A 17,455-nucleotide genomic window follows, 5' to 3' on the forward strand; every position below is an offset into this window, starting at 1 on the left:
AACAGTGCTGGGCGCGTGGCGGATTCGCCACACGCCCAGCGCTCCCCCGCGAACCACCAAACCGTTCCACTGGATGGAATCCGGCGTGGCGCCGACAGGAGCCGACCGCGACCATGACTTAAGACAGAGTGACTTAGGCGACGCGATCAGCGCATCCACGAGGAGAACGATGACCCACGCAGTTCGAAAGTCGAAAGCAGGAGTCGTAGCGCCTCCGTCGGCCACGACGGAAGCCACCGCCGAATCGCCAGCGGGACCGATCGATTCCTCACTGTCGCGCGACGAGGTCGCCGATCTGACGGAGGAGGCCTTCTACTGGGGCCTGAACATCGCCGGCTACTACGAACTCCGGCACGTGTACACCCAGATGGAGGGGCAGCCCGCCTACCGCGGCGTCAATCGGATGCAACCTCAGATGAATCTGTTCGATGCGAAGATCCGATTCGCCACCACCGTCAATGCCTCGACCCTGTACTCCGGCGGCACGTTCGACACCTCGAAGGAGCCGATCGTCGTCGAGACCCCGGCGGTGACCGACGGGCGCTACTGGAGCATCCAGGCCACGGACCAGAACGTGACCACGTTCTTCAAGGCAGGCTCGCAGTTCACCGGCGACGCACCTCAGCGGTACATCATCGTGGGCCCCGACCGGCGCGGCAACCTGCCTGCCGGCTTCAAGGGCACCGAGATCGTCAAGGCGAGTTCCGACTCTTTCACCATCGCCGTCCGGGTGGCGGTCACCACGCGCGACGACGCCGACCTGGCCGCGGCGCGGCGCACGGTGGCCGGAATGCACGCCGCGCCGCTGAGCCTGTGGTCCGCGCACGGCGGCCGGGTCCCGCCGCTCGACCGGCAACCCGTCGTCAAGGGCGACTACCGCACCTTCCCTCGCATGGCCGAGATCTCCGACATCGGGAAGTCCATGACCGCCGTCGACTACCTGCAGTTGCTGAGCCTGTCGATCAACGATCCATCGATCACCCGCCGCACCGACTCGGTGAAGGAGACCCGGACTCTCGAACGGCTCGCACGCCTCGGACTCGTGGAGGGCACGATCTTCGACCCCGCCCAGGTCACCGATGAGCAGAAGGCGGGCATCGCCGAAGGGTTCGCCCGTGCACGCAAGGCCGCCAGGAGCGCCTTCGAGAAAACACAGATCGACATGAACGGATGGCGGCTGCAGTCGAGCCTGTTCTTCGACGACCTCGACTACGTCGCCAAGTCCGGGGCCGACGACGTCGCGTGGGGCACACCCGTTCCCTACGATTCCCACACCATCGCTTACGTTTTCGACGACAGCGAAGGCCGACCCCTCGACGGGCAGAACAACTACACCCTGACCTTCGACATCGACGATCTGCCGCCGACCTCCGAATTCTGGGAACTGCCCGTCTACGACTCGGCCGGCTACTTCATCGACAATCCGATCGACCGGTACAGCACCACCAGTGCACAACTCGAGGCCGGTCAGTACGCGATCGTCGACGGCCAGGTCACCTTCTACCTGCAGCCCGACCGGCCCACCGCTCCCGGACAGGACCGCAACTGGCTGCCCACCTCACGAGACGGCCGATTCCAGATCGCGGCCCGGTTCTACGGACCGACCACCGGGCTGATCGACGGCACGTACCCGATGCCCGGAATCGTTCGCGCCCCCTAGGATCCGGCAGCATCCCGAGGCCCGCGTCGCGCCGACCGAGGGCGGACCGACGAAAAACGCTGGGCGCGTGACCTTCACGGTCACGCGCCCAGCGCCTGTCTTCGGTTGCTACCCGATCACGGGAGCGGCCCGCCGGCGGCGATTGCCGACAGCGTCGCGAACTCGTCCGCCTTGAGCGATGCTCCGCCGACCAGTCCACCGTCCACGTCGGGCTGAGCGATGAGCTCGCCGACGTTCTTGGCGTTGACCGAGCCGCCGTACAGCACGCGCACGGCCTGCGCGATCTCGGGCGAGGCCAGCTCGGCGAGCGTGTCACGCACCGCCTTGCAGACTTCCTGCGCGTCGGCGGCCGAGGCCACCTTGCCGGTGCCGATGGCCCACACGGGCTCGTACGCGACGACGATCTTGGAGATCTCGTCGGCCGACAGACCCGCGAGCGAACCCTTCAGCTGCGCAACGTTGTACGCCACGTGCTCGCCGGCCTCGCGGATGTTCAGGCCCTCACCGATGCACACGATCGGGGTGAGCCCGTTCTTCAGCGCGGCCTTGGTCTTGGCCAGCACGGTCTCGTCGGACTCGCCGTGCAGCGTGCGCCGCTCGGAGTGTCCGACGACGACGTACGTGCAGCCCAGCTTGGCCAGCATCGAACCGCTGATCTCGCCGGTGTACGCGCCCGAATCCTGCGCCGAGACGTCCTGCGCACCGTAGGTGAGCAGGAGTTTGTCGCCCTCGACCAGCGTCTGCACGCTGCGGATGTCGGTGAACGGCGGGATGACCGTGACGTCGACCTTCTCGAAGTACTTCGCGGGCAGCGAGAACGCGATCTTCTGCACCAGGGCGATGGCCTCGAGATGATTGAGGTTCATCTTCCAGTTGCCGGCGATCAAAGGCTTACGTGCCATGTCTCAGTCCTCCAGCGCCGCGATGCCGGGAAGCGTCTTGCCCTCGAGGTACTCGAGGGACGCGCCGCCACCGGTCGAGATGTGCGAGAAGCCGTCCTCCGGCAGACCGAGCTGACGCACGGCCGCCGCGGAATCTCCGCCGCCGACGACGCTGAACGCGCCCTTGCCGGTGGCCTCGATGATCGCCTCGGCGACACCCTTGGTGCCGGCCGCGAACTTGGCGAACTCGAACACGCCCATCGGGCCGTTCCAGAACACCGTCTTGGCACCCGAGAGGATCGCCGCGAAGCGCTCCACCGACTGCGGTCCGATGTCCAGGCCCATCCAGCCGTCCGGAATCTCCAGCACGGAGACCGTCTTCGACTCGGCTTCCGCCGAGAACGAGTCCGCGATCACCACGTCCTGCGGGATGTGGATGACGTCCGCGTACCGCTCGAGCAGTTCCTTGCAGGTGCCGATCATCTCTTCCTGGCACAGCGAGTTGCCCACCGAGATGCCCTGCGCGGCAAGGAAGGTGTAGTACATGCCGCCACCGATGACGAGGGTGTCGACCTTGGGGGCCAACGCCTCGATCACGGCGAGCTTGTCCGACACCTTGGAGCCGCCGAGCACGACTGCGTACGGGCGCTCGGAGTCCTGCGTCAGCTTCTGCAGAACCTCGACCTCGGCCGCAACCAGGTTGCCCGCGTAGTGCGGGAGCAGCTTGGCGATGTCGTAGACCGACGCCTGCTTGCGGTGCACCACACCGAAGCCGTCGGACACGAACGCACCGTCGCCGTCGACCAGGTCGACGAGCGCCTTGGCGAGTGCCTCGCGCTCGGCGTCGTCCTTGCTGGTCTCACGCGGATCGAAGCGGATGTTCTCCAGCAGGAGGACATCGCCGTCCGTCAGGCCCTCGGAACGTGCGAGCGCGTCCTGGCCGACGACGTCACCGGCGAGCTGGACGTTGCGACCCAGCACCTCGCCGAGCTTCGCAGCGACGGGCGCCAGCGACAGCGCCGCGTCGAACTCGCCCTTGGGGCGGCCCAGGTGCGCCATCACGATGACCTTCGCGCCCGCCTCGGCCAGCGCCGAGATGGTCGGTGCCGACGCCACGATACGGCCCGGGTCGGTGATGGTTCCGTTGTCCAGCGGAACGTTGAGGTCGGAGCGCACCAGCACGGTACGGCCCTCGACCCCCTCGTCCAGCAGGTCCTTCAGAGTCTTGACTGCCACGGCGTCAGAGGGACTTCGCGACGAGACCGATGAGGTCCGCGAGGCGGTTCGAGTAGCCCCACTCGTTGTCGTACCAGGAGACGATCTTGACCTGGTCGTCGATGACCTTGGTGAGGCCGGCGTCGAAGATCGAGGAGTGCGGATCCGTCACGATGTCCGACGACACGATGGGAGCCTCGGTGTACTTCAGGATGCCCTTCAGCGGACCCTCGGCGGCCGCCTTCATCGCGGCGTTGATCTCTTCGGCCGTGGCCGGCTTGCGCAGGTTCGCGGTGAGGTCGGTGACCGAGCCCGTGGGGATCGGCACGCGCAGCGCGTAGCCGTCCAGCTTGCCCAGCAGCTGCGGAAGGACCAGGCCGATGGCCTTGGCCGCACCCGTGCCGGTCGGGACGATGTTCAGGGCCGCGGCACGCGCGCGACGCAGGTCGCTGTGCGGGGCATCCTGCAGGTTCTGATCCTGCGTGTACGCGTGGATCGTGGTCATCAGACCCTTGACGATGCCGAACTCGTCGTCGAGCACCTTGGCGATCGGGCCGAGGCAGTTCGTGGTGCACGAGGCGTTCGAGATGATGTTCTGGCTGCCGTCGTACTGATCGTCGTTGACGCCCATCACCACGGTCAGGTCCTCGCCCTTGGCGGGCGCGGAGATGATGACCTTCTTGGCGCCGGCCTCGAGGTGACCCTTCGCCTTCGCGGCGTCGGTGAAGATGCCCGTGGACTCGACGACGACGTCGACGCCCAGCTCGCCCCAGGGGAGCTCGTTCAGCGGGCCGCGATGCGCCAGCGCCTTGATCTTGGTGTCGCCCACGACGATGGTGTCTTCGCCCTCGAGCGAGACGTCGTACGGCAGACGACCCAGGATCGAGTCGTACTTGAGCAGGTGAGCCAGCGTCGCGTTGTCCGTGAGGTCGTTGACCGCCACGATCTCGATGTCGGTGGTGCCGAGCGCCTTCTGCGCATCGACCGCCCTGAAGAAGTTACGTCCGATACGACCGAAGCCGTTGATGCCTACCCGGACCGTCACAGTTAGCTCCTTTGCCCATCTACTCTGGTGTGCCAGTTGTTCGCCCGCGAGAACCTCGCGAGCACGTGATACCCACGACTATCGAACCGAAACGCGAGACTCATCGGTCGATGCGTGTCCCACCCTAGTGCGCGCACCCACATGCGCGCGCATCTGCCCCGGTCACCGGAACCGGGGTGGGTCGTCGACCGATCGTCACGCCTCTTCGAGCAACTCCGGGGTCACCGCCGACTCGGTGTCGGGAACCCCGACCTCCTTGGCCTTGCGATCCGCCATCGACAGCAGACGCCGGATGCGACCGGCGACAGCGTCCTTGGTCATCGGCGGGTCCGCGAGCTGCCCCAGCTCCTCGAGCGAGGCCTGCCGATGCTTGACCCGCAACGTGCCCGCCGCCGCGAGGTGGTCGGGGACGTCCTCACCGAGGATCTCGAGAGCCCGTTCGACCCGCGCCGCAGCCGCAACGGCCGCGCGCGCGGACCGGCGCAGGTTCGCGTCGTCGAAGTTCGCGAGACGGTTCGCGGTGGCGCGCACCTCGCGGCGCATGCGCCGTTCCTCCCACGTGAGCCGAGTGTCCTGTGCACCCATCCGGGTGAGCAGGGCGCCGATCGCCTCGCCGTCGCGCACCACCACCCGGTCGGTGCCCCGGACCTCGCGCGCCTTCGCGGCGATACCGAGGCGGCGAGCCGCACCGACCAGCGCGAGGGCCGCCTCCGGACCCGGGCAGCTGATCTCGAGCGCCGACGAGCGCCCCGGCTCGGTGAGCGAGCCGTGCGCCAGGAACGCGCCGCGCCATGCGGCCTCCGCGTCACCCACGCTGCCGCCCACCACCTGTGCCGGCAGGCCCCGCACCGGACGTCCCCGCATGTCGAGCAGCCCGGTCCGACGGGCCAGCGCCTCGCCCTCCTTCGCGACCCGGACGACGTACCGGGAGCTCTTGCGCAGCCCGCTCGCGCTGAGCACGTGCACGTCGGAGTGGTACCCGTAGAGATCGAGGATCTCGCCGCGCAGGCGCCGCGCGATCGATCCGAGGTCCACCTCGGCTTCCACGACCACACGGCCACCCACGATGTGCAGGCCACCGGCGAACCGGAGCAGTGCCGACACCTCCGCCTTCCGGCAACTCACCTGCGTCACCGTGAGCCTGCTGAGCTCGTCCTTGACCTCGGCTGTCATCGCCACGTGGCGCTCTCCCTTCCCCCTGCTGTCCGTCCGGCGGGCTGCTCGCTGCCGCTCACCTCGACGGGGCGGTTGTCGCCCACCTGCCGCTCGGTGAGCCGTTCGAGCACCGCCGCGAGCTTGCCCGCGTGGTGCTTGTGGGTTCCGTCCTCGGCGACGTCCGCGTAGACGACTTCCGCGCCGAGCTGCGTCGCGGCGCGGCACAGATGGTCGCGTTCGCGCCCGGCCGGAACCGATCCCGAGTCGACGACCACGTGGTCGACGCGAAATTCGGGTGCGTGCTGGCACAGTACGTGCAGATGACGTTCCGCGGAGAATCCTGCAGTCTCGCCCGGCTCCGGCGCGAGGTTGAGGATCAGCACCTTCCGCGCAGCCGAACGCATCAGACCGTCGAGCAGGTCCGGCACGAGAACGTGAGGAATCACACTCGAGAACCACGAACCGGGGCCGAGCACTGCGACGTCGGCGTTCTCGATCGCGGCCAGCGCATCCGGGCACGCGGGCGGGCTCGCCGGCAGCAGCCGCACACGGCGCACCTTTCCCGGCGTGGTCGCGACCGCGACCTGTCCGCGAATACACCGGCTGACTCGTGGATCGGACTCCAGCCCCACGACGTCGGCCTCGATCTCCAGGGCCACCGGTGACATCGGCAGCACGCGGCCCTCGATGTCGAGCAGTCGCGCAACGGTGTCGAGTGCCGCGACGGTGTCGCCGAGAACCTCGGTGAGACCGGCGAGGATCAGGTTCCCGACCGAGTGACCGGCGAGAGCGCCCGTGCCCCCGAAGCGGTGCTGGACGGTATCCGTCCACATCTGGACCTGCGGCTCGCGCGACGCCAGCGCGGCCAGCGCCATCCGCAGATCGCCCGGCGGGATCACACCGAGCTCACTGCGCAGCCGTCCCGAGGAGCCGCCGTCGTCGGCGACCGTCACCACCGCGGTGACCTCCGAGCTCAGCCGCCGCGCGGCACTGAGGGTCGCGTACAGACCATGCCCGCCGCCCAACGCGACGATGCGGGGCGTGCGGCCGGTTCCGTGCAGTGGATCGCTGCTCATTCGCGCCCCACATCACGGTGCACGACACGGACGGCGAGGCCGTCCTCCTTCTGCAGTCGCGCTGCGAGCGCCTCCGACATGGCAACACTGCGATGTTTGCCACCGGTGCATCCGACCGCGATGGTCATGTAGCGCTTTCCCTCCCGGCGGTATCCCGCCGTCGTCAGTTCCAGCAGGCGCAGGTACGTATCGAGGTACTCCTGAGCCCCGTCACGGGACAGGACGTAGTCCTGTACCGCCTCTTCCAGCCCGGTGTGCTCGCGCAGTTCGGGAATCCAGTGCGGATTCGGCAGGAACCGCACGTCGCACACCAGGTCCGCGTCCATCGGCAGGCCATGCTTGAACCCGAAGGACTGCACGGTCACCTGGATCTCGGCGCTGCCCTCGCCACCGAATGCCGTCTCGACCTTCTCGCGCAGCTCACGCACCGCGAGTGACGACGTGTCGACCACCAGATCGGCTGCGGCCCGCACCTGGGCCAGCTTCGCGCGCTCGGCGGCGATCCCCTCCGACAGGGTGCCTTCCTTGCTGTCGCTCTGGAGTGGATGGCTGCGTCGCACGTGCTCGAACCGACGGATCAGCACCGAGTCGTTGGCTTCGAGGAACAGCACCCGGATCTGCACGGGCATCGCCTCGAGTGCGGTCACGACCCCGCCCAGGTCGCCCGAGAACGGGCGGCTGCGCACGTCCATCACCACCGCGAGCCGACGGATCGGCGGATCCGACTCGACACCGAGGTCGACCATCCGCGCGATCAGTTCGGGCGGCAGGTTGTCGACGACGTACCAGCCGAGGTCCTCGAGGACCTTCGCGGCCGTGCTCAGCCCCGCCCCGGACAGTCCGGTGACGAGCGCAACCTCCATGCCGTGCTCACCAGAATCCTGCAGGTCGTTCACGCGGGAGTGTGTCCTGTTCGTTTCGAAGCGCCGATGTCCGTCACATCATCCCCCACGACGGGGTCACTCGCAGTGACATCCGGTCCGGCCTCGCCCGGCGCCGGCGCCGGATCGGTCGCCGGATCGGACCCGGCGAGCGCCTCCAGAACCGCCTGCGCGGTGGCTGTGCCGATGCCCGGGACCGCGGTGATCTCCTCGACGGTCGCGCTCCGCAGCCTGGCCACGGACCCGAAGTGGGTCACCAGCGCGGTCCGCCGGGTCTCCCCCAGCCCCCGCACCGAGTCCAGCGCCGACGCGGTCATCCGCCGCGATCGCTTGCTGCGGTGGAACGTGATCGCGAATCGGTGTGCCTCGTCGCGGACCCGCTGCAGCAGGTACAGCGATTCGCTGGTCCGGGGCAGGATCACCGGATCCTCCTCCCCCGGCACCCACACCTCCTCGAGACGCTTCGCGAGCCCGATCACCGCGACATCGGTGACCCCGAGCTCGTCGAGTACCTCCGCAGCCGCGGCAACCTGCGGGGCGCCGCCGTCCACGACGTACAGGTTGGGCGGGTACGCGAACCTGCGGGGTCGTCCGGTCCGGGGATCGAGCGCGGCCTCAGGCGCGAGGTCGCCGCCGTCACCGCCGCCGTCCGGGTCGCCCACGCCGGAACCGGCGTCGCCGTCGACTCGTGCGGCCGCCGCGACGTCCCGGTTGTGCCGCAGGAACCGTCGACGGGTGACCTCCGCGATGCTCGCGACGTCGTCGGACCGGCCGTCGCCGGCTGCCTCCTTGATCGCGTAGTGCCGGTAGTCGGACTTGCGCGGGAGACCGTCCTCGAACACCACCAGCGAGGCGACGACGTCGGTGCCCTGGACGTGACTGATGTCGACGCACTCGATCCGCAGCGGCGCCGAATCGAGATCGAGCGCTTCCTGGATACCTTGCAGCGCAGCAGATCTCGATGTGAAGTCACCTGCGCGCTTGAGCTTGTGCTGCGCGAGCGCCTCCTTCGCATTACGTTCGACGGTCTCGGCGAGCGCCTTCTTGTCGCCGCGCTGCGGGACCCGCAACTGCACCGACGAGCCGCGCAGCGTCGAGAGCCACCGCTGGATCTCCTCGGCGCCCCGCGGCAGCACCGGGACGAGCACCTCGCGGGGCACGGCGTTGGCCGGCTGGTCCGCCTGCGCGCCACCGTCCCCCAGCGCGGCCTGCTCGCCGTAGAACTGGGTGAGGAACTGCTCGACGAGGATCGCCTCCTCCGAGGCCCCGGCGGCGTCGGCGGCGTCGGCGGCATCGAGGGCGACCGCATCCCGCTCGATCACGTCGCCGGCCTTCTCGACCACCCAGCCGCGCTGACCCCGGACCCGGCCACCGCGGACGTGGAACACCTGCACGGCCGCCTCCAGGTCGTCGGACGCGAAGGCCACCAGGTCGGCATCGGTGCCGTCGCCGAGTACCACGGCCTGCTTCTCGAGAGCCTTCTTCAGGGCACCGATGTCGTCACGCAGCCGGGCGGCGGTCTCGAAGTCGAGGTCCTCGGCGGCGTCCTGCATCCGGACCTCGAGCTGACGGACGAGCCGGTCGGTGCGCCCGGACAGGAAATCGCAGAAATCCTCGACGATCTCCCGGTGCTCCGCGGCACTGACCCGACCGACACACGGCGCCGAACACTTGTCGATGTAGCCGAGCAGGCACGGCCGGCCGATCTGGCTGTGCCGCTTGAACACTCCCGTCGAACACGTCCGGGCCGGAAACACCCGCAGCAGCAGATCCAGCGTCTCGCGGATCGCCCAGGCGTGCGAGTACGGACCGAAGTACCGCACTCCCTTGCGGCGTGGTCCGCGGTAGACGAACAGCCGCGGGAACTCCTCGTTCAACGTCACCGCGAGGACCGGGTAGGTCTTGTCGTCGCGATAGCGGACGTTGAACCGGGGATCGAACTCCTTGATCCAGTTGTACTCGAGCTGGAGGGCCTCCACCTCGGTACTGACCACCGTCCATTCGACGCTGCCCGCGGTGGTGACCATCTGGCGGGTCCGCGGATGCAGCGACGAGACGTCGGCGAAGTACGAGTTCAGTCGCGACCGCAGGCTCTTGGCCTTGCCGACGTAGATGACCCGGCCGTGCGGATCGCGGAACTTGTAGACACCCGGCGCCGCCGGGATGGTTCCCGGGGCGGGGCGATACGTCGAAGGATCAGGCACGATTCAAGGTTAGTCGGCGGTACCGACGGTACTCAGGCGGCGCGCGAGCTCGTGTACTTCGCTTCGAGCTCGCGGAACCGGCGGACCGCCCGCACCGCGTGCTCGCCGTCGTTGGCCTGGATCGCCATCACCGGCACGTACTCGTCGTCGGGCAGTTCGATCCTGGCCCACGGCGCCCCGTCAGGAAACGACATGCCCTCGTCCAGGTCCCAGTCGACGACGCGCTCGCTGAGAATGTTGCGGACCGCGATGCCCCGCGGACCGACCCGCAGGCGAGGTCGGGTCAACAGCAGCACGCCGCCCGCCAGCAGGATCCCGATGCCGGCGATCGCGAACTGGTCCACCACCCGGAAGTAGACACCGGTCGCCGACGTCCGCAGCAGGACTCCCAGCGTCACGTGCACCACCACCAGCACAGCGGCCGCGATCATCGCGTAGCGCGGCGACTTCTTGGAGCGGACCTCGAATTCCCAGTCCTCGTTTGCGCTCATCGGTTCGCGTGCTCCGTCCGCATGCCCCGGAGCTGGGCGAGCGTGACCGCGGTGTCGATCGCCGCCGCGCACGCCTCGCCACCCTTGTCCTCCACCGAGCCGGGCAGACCCGACCGGTCGAGCGCCTGCTGCTCGTTGTCGGTGGTGAGCACGCCGTTGCCGACCGGGACGCCCTCGTCGAGGGACACCCGTGTCAATCCGGCCGTCACGGCGTCGCACACGTACTCGAAGTGCGGTGTGCCGCCGCGGATCACGACGCCGAGGGCCACGACGGCGTCGTGCGAACGCGCCAGTTCCTGCGCCACGACCGGCAACTCGATCGCGCCCGCCACCCGGATCAGCGTCGGTTCCTCGATCTGCGCCTGCTTGGCGACGCGCTTGGCGCCCGCGACGAGCGCCTCGCTGATCTCGGGGTGCCACTGGCCGGCGACGATCGCAAGCTTGAGGTTCTTGGCCATACCGAGCTGAAGATCGGGACGTCCCTCACCGCTCACAGCGCGTCACCGGCCTCGAACTCGTCCAGGCCGATCATGTCGTGGCCCATCCGGTCCCGCTTGGTCCGCAGGTACGTGAGGTTCTCGGCGTTCGCGCGCAGCGGCATCGGAACCCGGTCGGTGATCTGCAGGCCGTAGCCGTCCAGCCCGACACGCTTCGCCGGATTGTTCGTCAGCAGCCGCATCGACTTGATACCGAGGTCGACGAGGATCTGCGCGCCGATACCGTAGTCACGGGCGTCCGCCGGCAGGCCGAGCTGGAGGTTCGCGTCGACGGTGTCCGACCCGGCGTCCTGCAGCTGGTAGGCCTGCAACTTGTGCATAAGACCGATGCCCCGGCCCTCGTGGCCGCGCATGTACAGGACCACACCGCGGCCCTCCTGCGCGATCATGTCGAGCGCGGCGTCGAGCTGAGGGCCGCAGTCGCAGCGCAGCGAACCGAAGACGTCGCCGGTGAGGCACTCCGAGTGGACGCGGACCAGCACGTCGGTGCCGTCGCTGTCGGAGAGGTCTCCACGGACGAGCGCAACGTGCTCGACATCGTCGTAGATGCTCTTGTACCCGACAGCGGTGAAGTCGCCGTGGCGGGTGGGGATGCGGGCCTCGGCGACACGCACGACGTGCTTCTCGTGCTTGCGACGCCACGCGATCAGATCCGCGATCGAGATCAGGGCCAGGTCGTGGTCGTCCGCGAACACGCGGAGTTCCTCGGTCTGGGCCATGTGGCCCTCGTCCTTCTGGCTGACGATCTCGCAGATCACACCAGCCGGACGCAGGTCCGCCATGCGGGCCAGATCGACCGCGGCCTCGGTGTGGCCGGGACGACGCAGGACGCCACCCTCCTTCGCACGCAGCGGCACGACGTGGCCCGGACGGGTGAAGTCGTTCGCACCGCTGTCCGGGTCGGCGAGCAGTCGCATCGTCGCTGCACGGTCGGACGCGGAGATGCCGGTGCCGATGCCTTCGCGGGCGTCGACCGTGACGGTGTACGCGGTGCCGTGCTTGTCCTGGTTGGTCGCGTACATCGGCGGCAGGCCGAGACGGTCACAGTCCTCGCCGTCGAGGGGGACACACAGGTAACCGGACGTGTAGCGCACCATGAACGCCACGAGTTCCGGGGTGGCCTTCTCGGCGGCGAAGATGAGGTCGCCCTCGTTCTCGCGGTCCTCGTCGTCGACGACCACAACCGCTTTACCTGCGGCGATATCGGCGACTGCGCGCTCGATGCTGTCGAACCTGGTCACGTGCTTGGGCTCCAAAATCTTGAACTGGCGTGCTCGAGTATGTCCCGGCGCATCGCTTCAGATGCACCTCAACAGTACGACCTGTCGATACGAGGTCGTTATTCCGGCTGTCGGGCGGCGGCGGTGTGCAGACGCTCGACGTACTTGGCAATGACGTCGACCTCGAGGTTGACCGGGGTTCCCGGTTCCGCCGAGCCGAGAGTGGTCAGCGCGAGCGTCGTCGGGATCAGCGAGATCTCGAAATACTCGTCGCCCGGGGTTCCGCCCAGCGCGGAGACGGTCAGCGAGACACCGTCGACCGTGATCGAGCCCTTCTCCACGACGTAGCGGGAGATGCTCGACGGCAGCGAGATGCGCACCACGGTCCAGTGCTCGGACGGGCTGCGTGAAATGACCGTCCCGACGGTGTCGATATGGCCCTGGACGATGTGACCACCCAGACGGCTGTTCACCGCCGCGGCCCGCTCGAGGTTGACCCGGCTGCCGATCGTGAGGGCACCGAGACTCGACCGCACGAGGGTCTCGCGCATGACGTCGGCGGTGAAGGATTCCGCGTCGAGGACGTCGACGACCGTCAGGCAGACGCCGTTGACGGCGATCGAGTCGCCGTGGCCCGCATCCGAGGTGACCAACGGTCCGCGCACGGTGAACCGAGCCGCGTCCGCCAGGTCCTCCTTGGCGACGATCTCGCCGAGTTCCTCGACGATTCCGGTGAACATGTCTCGCCCGCTCCTTCAGATCCCTTCCGGGACCGTATCGTCCCGATCCCTACGGGATCAGGTTCAACAACAGGTCTTCGCCGATCGTCTCGACGCTGTCCCGCCGAAACCGTAACGCCTCGGCGATGGTGTGGACCCCGGCGTCTTCCACTGCATGGGATCCCGCACCGAGGATCACGGGCGCAATGTACGCCTGGATCCGATCGATCCGCCCGGCCGCCAGGAACGCCCCGGCAAGCTTCGGGCCGCCCTCGACCAGGACGTCGTCGTGATCAGCGAGGGCACCCAGCACGACGTCGACGTCGTGGGTGCGCAGTACCAGGGTGGGGGCCGCGTCGTCCAGCACTCTCGCGGTGGGCGGGATCTCGCGGGTCCCGACCACGACGCGCAGCGGTTGGTGCGGCGCGAGCGAGCCGTCGGGCAGCCGCGCGGTGAGCCACGGATCGTCGGCCAGGACGGTGCCTGTTCCGACGACGATCGCGTCGAGCCGCGCCCGATCGGCATGCACCCGCGCCCGCGCCTCGGGTCCGGTGATCCACTGGCTGGTGCCGTCCGCGGCGGCGCTGCGGCCGTCGAGGGTCGCGGCGAACTTCCACGTGACGTGCAAACGCCCGTGGCGCTGCCGGTGCAACCACGCCCGGAGCGGTCCGCGCTCGACGTCGTCGGCGCACAACCCCGCCGACACCGCCACGCCCGCCGCCCGGAGCCGCTCGGCCCCACCGGCCGCGGCCGGGTTCGGGTCGGACACCGCGTACTGCACCGCGGCGACACCGGCGTCGAGCAGCGCCTGCGAGCAGGGACCGGTCCGGCCCCGGTGGTTGCACGGTTCGAGGGTGACGATCGCCGTGCCACCGCGGGCCCGTTCCCCGGCCTCGGCGAGCGCGACGACCTCGGCGTGCGCACCGCCGGGCGGCCGGGTGGCCCCCACCCCCACGACCGCACCGGACGCGTCGAGGATCACCGCACCGACCGGAGGGTTGGGGCTGGTGGTGCCGCGCACCGCCTCGGACGCGTCGATCGCGAGCCGCATCGCGGCGTCGGGAGTGGTCACCGGTGGGCCGTCAGATCGACAGCGTCAGGTGCGGAGACGCCTTGGCAGCCTGCTCACGCAGTCCGCGGACCGCCGCCGCAGGATCCGCGGCGCCGTAGACCGCCGATCCGGCGACGAAGCAGTCGATCCCGGCCTCGGCGGCCTGTTCGATCGTGTCGACGTTGATGCCGCCGTCGATCTCGACGAGCAGGCGCAGTTCACCGGCGTCGACCAGCTTGCGGACCGCCCGGGCCTTGTCCAGCACCGACGGGATGAACGACTGGCCGCCGAAACCCGGTTCGACGCTCATCACGAGCAGGGTGTCGAAGTTCTTCAGGATCTCGAGGTACGGCTCGATCGGCGTGTTCGGCTTGATACTCAGACCCGCCTTGGCACCGGCCGCGCGGATGTCGCGGGCGACCGCGATCGGATCGTCGGTGGCCTCGGCGTGGAACGTGACGTTGTGGGCGCCGGCCTCGGCGTACGGCGGCGCCCAGCGGCCCGGATCGTCGATCATCAGGTGGCAGTCCAGCGGGATGTCGGTGGCCTTCAGCAGGCTCTGCACGACGGGCAGACCGAGCGTCAGGTTCGGCACGAAGTGGGCGTCCATGACGTCCACGTGCAACCAGTCGGCGCCGGCGACGGCGTCGGCCTCCTCGGCGAGGCGCGCGAAGTCTGCGGAGAGAATGGACGGAGCGATCATCGGGGTTGCCACGGCAGCGAGCTTAGTTGCTGCCGGACTGATCGGGTGTGGCGGTTCGGGTAGGCGCGCGCCTGAGCGTCGTCGCGTCGCAGGGGCTGTGTGACGGCCGCATTGGTTCTCCCTGTGGACCACCCCTGCGACAGTGAGAATCGACCTGCGACGAGCGCGCCCATCTGCGGTACCGTCGCGGGTATGACGCAGCAGAAAGGCGCATGAGCGCTGCATCCGAGCGCAGATTTCTGCGCCCTCGTCTCGTGTTCTTCTCGTCCGGCTACGTGTGGGTGGTCGACGAATCCCAGCCGATTGCGGCGTTGTTCGAACCGAGCACCGAAGCGTTCGTCCGTCTGGTGTCGTGGACCGAACTGCCCGCGGCACCATCCAGCTCGCACCAGTACCCCGAGATCGTCGGTGACCCCGACGGCCTGTGGGTGCAGAACTATGCCGACGGACCGTTGGTTCGCATCGACGTCGACGGCATCGTCCGCGGCGAATACACCGAAGGTCACCGTCTGACCTGTGCCGGACCGTCCGGTGCGTGGTGTACGAATGTGGCCCGTCGACGACACGACGTCACGGCCTCCTCGGGCGTCCAGCCGCGCCGAACACTGCGGCCCCCGACGCTGTTGGTGGCCCGGCCCGAGGGCGGCACCAGGCGTGTAGCCGTCGATGTCGCGGCGGTCGTCTCGGTCGAGTTCGACGAGGCGTTCCTGTATCTCGGGGTGGAACACGAACCGTGGGAACGGGTCCCGACGACACTGGGATCGGACCGCGAACGCTTCGAGGTGAGCTACCACCGATCGGTGCTGCAGGTCCCGCTCGACGACCCGGTCCCCGACCTGATCGGACCGGACACCCACCCGTGCTCACAGGGTCGTCCCGTCGAGTACACGAGCGAGTACGCCGACTCGACCTACAACGAGGCACACCGACGTATGCGGTCGATCGTGTCGGCGCTGCGCTGGCACTGGGGACTCGACGCCCGTCGACGTGACACCACGATCGTTCGGGCCTACCGGCCGGATGCGTCGACACCGACGACCGCGTTCGATGTGCCCGGTATTCGAGTGGTCGACGGCGCGGCCGGCGACGACTGCCTGTGGATGGTGGTCACTCCGGAGAACCACACCGGCACAAGCAGGTCCGTGCTCGTCGCCGACCTCGACGGTGGTGTGCGTTCGATACCGGTCGACGACATCGACATCACCGACAACTGCCGTCCTGTGGGACCGGAACCGCTCGACCACCGCGCGTACGTCGCGTACTGCGTGCGAGGGTTAGACGGGATGCGGTTCTCCGACGAGGTCCACGATGTGTCGGCGTCGTACGTCGGACAGTGGCCCCACGGCCGGATCCACGTCCGCTTCCGGCACACCCACTACCCCGGCCTGACGCTGGTGGCGCGCCTGAACCTGTACGACGAGCAGGGCGTCCGGCTCGAGAACTTCCTCGCGTACGCGTCGGCCATCCTGATGGAGCAGGCCGGCACCCGCACATGGGCGACAGCCGCAGGCGGCGACTTCGAAGGCGTGCTGTACGTCTGAGATCCGACACCGGAGGACACACGATGACCCCTTGGGTACAGATGCTGGTGACCATGGCCGACGGCCCCACCCGGCCCGTGCACGGCACGGTGGTGCCGTACCGGAACAGCGATGTTCCGTTGCGCTACTACTTCGGCAGCTACGGCGAGGTGCCGGTGTTCCTCCCGATGCACCGGGACGGCCTCCGGATGTTCCGCTGGGGTCGCCGATCGCGGATCGAATCGCTCGACGGGACGGTGCTGTTCGTCAGTGACGGCACCACGGCCTGGGAGTTCACCTCCGATCCGGGCCGGCCCCGCTGCACCGAACTGAAGAACGTGCGCAGCCCGGGCAGCGGCAGGTATCTCGCCATCACGCCACCGGTCGCGCACTGGGCGGGCGAACATTGGGCACGGCCGACCGGACCGGTGACCGACGTCGAGTTCCTGGGACGGCCCTGCTGGTCGGTGGAGTTGGCCCCACGCGAGAGCCGCAACCTACCGGAACCTTCGATGCGCCTGGTGGTCGACGCCGACACCGGCACGGTCCTCGGTCAGCATTCCGGCGACGGTATCGACGGCGCGGCCTTCTCCGAGGTGACAGTGGGTGAGCCGCTCGATCCGTCGCTGTTCGCGTGGGACGGGCCGATGATCACCGACGACGAATCCCGGGCCCGCGCCGGCCACGGCACTCCCGCCGCGCACGACCGGGAGGAGTCGCTGGAGTGGTTCCGCAACGCCGTCGCCTCGGACCCCATCCGGGTGCCGGTCCTGGTCGATCTCACCCCGTTCGCGGTCAACTGGATCGACCGCGACAGCGGCGCATTCTCCGCTGAACTCGGCCAGGGCCGGTACGGCGGCTGGCTCACTCGGCGCCCCCGGTCGAGCGAACCGTGGCGGGTCAAGACCTACAGCAACCAGATCGCCTGGTCCACAACAGAGTTCGACTGGGCGATCCAGACCAGCCGAGGCCCCCTCGACGACGCCGGTCTCGCCGCGCTGCGGCAGCAACTGCATCCGGGAGAACCCGTCGTCGGGACGCCGCCGCTCGCGTTCGGTGGCTCCGACGAACCGTGATGTCGCACAGCGTGTGCGCCTGTCGCAGGGTTTCTGTACATGCATAACCCCTGCGACAATG

At 68.7% G+C, this 17,455-nt stretch carries 16 protein-coding genes; 3 read left to right on the forward strand and 13 right to left on the reverse strand.

What is annotated here, in order from left to right:
• Positions 1–169: 169 nt before the first annotated feature.
• Positions 170–1,660 (forward strand): DUF1214 domain-containing protein, encoded by a 1,491-nt coding sequence (locus AC1RIF_RS05580; protein WP_492600389.1) that lies wholly within the window; start codon positions 170–172, stop codon positions 1,658–1,660.
• A gap of 116 nt (positions 1,661–1,776) precedes the next feature.
• On the opposite strand, the gene tpiA is transcribed toward AC1RIF_RS05580, so the two are convergent.
• The 13 genes from tpiA to rpe all read right to left on the reverse strand — a co-directional run bounded on the left by tpiA (position 1,777) and on the right by rpe (position 14,810).
• Positions 1,777–2,562, reverse strand: a complete 786-nt coding sequence (tpiA, locus tag AC1RIF_RS05585) for a triose-phosphate isomerase (protein ID WP_492600390.1) — start codon at positions 2,560–2,562, stop codon at positions 1,777–1,779.
• A 3-nt stretch (positions 2,563–2,565) separates the two neighbouring features.
• Positions 2,566–3,777 (reverse strand): phosphoglycerate kinase, encoded by a 1,212-nt coding sequence (locus AC1RIF_RS05590; protein ID WP_492600391.1) that lies wholly within the window; start codon positions 3,775–3,777, stop codon positions 2,566–2,568.
• Between the two features lie 4 nt (positions 3,778–3,781).
• Positions 3,782–4,801, reverse strand: a complete 1,020-nt coding sequence (gap, locus tag AC1RIF_RS05595) for a type I glyceraldehyde-3-phosphate dehydrogenase (protein WP_031937510.1) — start codon at positions 4,799–4,801, stop codon at positions 3,782–3,784.
• 195 nt (positions 4,802–4,996) lie between these two features.
• Positions 4,997–5,980: a DNA-binding protein WhiA gene (gene whiA, locus AC1RIF_RS05600; RefSeq protein ID WP_511710360.1), complete on the reverse strand. Its 984-nt coding sequence runs from the start codon at positions 5,978–5,980 to the stop codon at positions 4,997–4,999.
• Entirely contained in the window at positions 5,971–7,032 is a 1,062-nt protein-coding gene (locus tag AC1RIF_RS05605; protein WP_492600392.1) for a gluconeogenesis factor YvcK family protein, read from the reverse strand. The genes whiA and AC1RIF_RS05605 overlap by 10 nt, the downstream gene beginning before the upstream one ends.
• The gene (gene rapZ / locus AC1RIF_RS05610; RefSeq protein ID WP_492600777.1) at positions 7,029–7,895 is read right to left on the reverse strand and encodes an RNase adapter RapZ; all 867 of its coding nucleotides are present in this window, start codon (positions 7,893–7,895) and stop codon (positions 7,029–7,031) included. The genes AC1RIF_RS05605 and rapZ overlap by 4 nt, the downstream gene beginning before the upstream one ends.
• Before the next feature lie 29 nt (positions 7,896–7,924).
• Positions 7,925–10,117: an excinuclease ABC subunit UvrC gene (uvrC, locus tag AC1RIF_RS05615; RefSeq protein ID WP_492600393.1), complete on the reverse strand. Its 2,193-nt coding sequence runs from the start codon at positions 10,115–10,117 to the stop codon at positions 7,925–7,927.
• Between the two features lie 32 nt (positions 10,118–10,149).
• Positions 10,150–10,608: a PH domain-containing protein gene (locus tag AC1RIF_RS05620; RefSeq protein ID WP_492600394.1), complete on the reverse strand. Its 459-nt coding sequence runs from the start codon at positions 10,606–10,608 to the stop codon at positions 10,150–10,152.
• Positions 10,605–11,102, reverse strand: coding sequence for a 6,7-dimethyl-8-ribityllumazine synthase (gene ribH / locus AC1RIF_RS05625; protein WP_492600395.1), 498 nt, complete (start codon positions 11,100–11,102; stop codon positions 10,605–10,607). Before ribH ends, AC1RIF_RS05620 begins: the two co-directional genes overlap by 4 nt.
• Positions 11,099–12,346 carry a bifunctional 3,4-dihydroxy-2-butanone-4-phosphate synthase/GTP cyclohydrolase II gene (locus tag AC1RIF_RS05630; protein ID WP_492600396.1) on the reverse strand — a complete coding sequence of 416 codons (1,248 nt, stop codon included), beginning with the start codon at positions 12,344–12,346 and terminating at the stop codon, positions 11,099–11,101. The genes ribH and AC1RIF_RS05630 overlap by 4 nt, the downstream gene beginning before the upstream one ends.
• A 98-nt stretch (positions 12,347–12,444) precedes the next feature.
• Positions 12,445–13,065: a riboflavin synthase gene (locus AC1RIF_RS05635; protein ID WP_492600397.1), complete on the reverse strand. Its 621-nt coding sequence runs from the start codon at positions 13,063–13,065 to the stop codon at positions 12,445–12,447.
• Between the two features lie 49 nt (positions 13,066–13,114).
• A complete protein-coding gene (gene ribD / locus AC1RIF_RS05640) occupies positions 13,115–14,095 on the reverse strand; it encodes a bifunctional diaminohydroxyphosphoribosylaminopyrimidine deaminase/5-amino-6-(5-phosphoribosylamino)uracil reductase RibD (RefSeq protein ID WP_492600778.1) in 981 nt (326 codons plus the stop codon).
• Positions 14,096–14,126: 31 nt separating this feature from the next.
• Positions 14,127–14,810: a ribulose-phosphate 3-epimerase gene (gene rpe, locus AC1RIF_RS05645; RefSeq protein WP_492600398.1), complete on the reverse strand. Its 684-nt coding sequence runs from the start codon at positions 14,808–14,810 to the stop codon at positions 14,127–14,129.
• A gap of 200 nt (positions 14,811–15,010) precedes the next feature.
• On the opposite strand from rpe, the gene AC1RIF_RS05650 reads away from it, so the two are divergent.
• Both AC1RIF_RS05650 and AC1RIF_RS05655 read left to right on the forward strand, forming a co-directional pair.
• The gene (locus tag AC1RIF_RS05650) at positions 15,011–16,339 is read left to right on the forward strand and encodes a hypothetical protein (protein ID WP_492600399.1); all 1,329 of its coding nucleotides are present in this window, start codon (positions 15,011–15,013) and stop codon (positions 16,337–16,339) included.
• Positions 16,340–16,362: 23 nt separating this feature from the next.
• Entirely contained in the window at positions 16,363–17,394 is a 1,032-nt protein-coding gene (locus tag AC1RIF_RS05655) for a hypothetical protein (RefSeq protein ID WP_492600400.1), read from the forward strand.
• Positions 17,395–17,455: the final 61 nt, after the last annotated feature.

This window comes from Prescottella sp. GW823-FHT02E09, from assembly GCF_058797375.1.